This is a genomic window from Acinetobacter sp. WCHAc060042, assembly GCF_003231195.1.
Taxonomy (GTDB): domain Bacteria; phylum Pseudomonadota; class Gammaproteobacteria; order Pseudomonadales; family Moraxellaceae; genus Acinetobacter.
The window spans coordinates 1-1,180 of sequence record NZ_QKVN01000100.1; the positions used below are offsets into that span (position 1 = coordinate 1).

The window sequence follows — 1,180 nt, forward strand, 5'->3', positions numbered from 1 at the left end:
CTCTGTACACGACAAATTTCACAGAACCCTTATCCTATCAGGATTCTGCCTTCTTAAAATTGCCAAAATTTCCTTAAACTCTTCTTTTTTCCCAAAACCAATTAAACGCTGAATCGCCATTTGAACATAGTCTAAACCATAGCGAAATAAACTCATTGAGAGTCGTCCATGCTTCTTTATTTTTATCGCTTTTTTTTGATCATGTTGCCATTCACCCGTTAAGTAACACCAACAGAAGCTTATAGCTAACACCGCAATCAATTTTTTCACTCGTCTAGGGTCTGTCAAGCGCGTATTTTCAAGATTAAACCCGCGTCCTTTGAGACAACTGAATAAGGTTTCAATTTCCCAGCGTAATGCATAATCCTGAATAGCATTGGCATTAAACTGAGGAGAAACGACGAGTAAAAGCTCTCCATTTTCTAACTGTAGTGCACTTATATATAGTTTCACCCGACCAACCAAAATCCGTCGTTTACGACATTCAATTTGACCAACTTTAAGATGGCGAAATAAATCACTAATTTTATGATTCTTTCCTAAATGATTGGTGACAATGAAGTTTTTTTAACACGAATGCAGAAGTTGATGTCTTGTTCAATTAACCATGTAAACCACTGCTCACCGATAAACTCTCTGTCTGCGAACACATTCACAATACGGTCTTTACCAAAAATGGCTATAAAGCGTTGAATCAAAGCAATGCGCTCTTTCGTATCTGAATTTCCACGTTTATTAAGCAATGTCCAAAGGATAGGTATCGCTATTCCACGATAAACGATTGCGAGCATCAGGATATTAATATTTCGTTTTCCCCATTTCCAATTGGTTCTATCTAAAGTCAGTTGCACTTGGTCGAATGAAAACATATTGAAAATCAACTGAGAAATTTGACGATAATCAAAATACTGACCTGCAAAGAAGCGCTGCATACGTCGATAAAATGATTGTGGTAAGCACTTGATGGGCAAGGCTTTAGATGCAGAAGAAAGATTACATGTTTGCTTTAAAATAATCACAAGCATGATGAGCGCAAAGCACTTTAAATGTGACTTGTTCCATTTTAGAGATTTGTTTAAGATAAGATATAACTCATTGAGATGTGTCATAGTATTCGTCGTTAGAAAACAATTATTATGACATTATTTCAATGAGTTATCTATTTTTGTCGTGTACAGAG

Annotated in this window: 1 protein-coding gene; it reads right to left on the minus strand. The window is 36.0% G+C overall.

Going from position 1 to position 1,180, the window contains the following annotated elements:
• Positions 1-18: 18 nt before the first annotated feature.
• Positions 19-1,109, minus strand: a protein-coding gene (locus DPG01_RS18345; RefSeq protein WP_085947913.1) for an IS4-like element ISAba1 family transposase whose coding sequence is annotated in 2 segments (ribosomal slippage) — positions 19-569 and positions 569-1,109 — 1,092 coding nt in all. Because the reading frame shifts where the segments join, the coding sequence is not laid out codon by codon here.
• Positions 1,110-1,180: the final 71 nt, after the last annotated feature.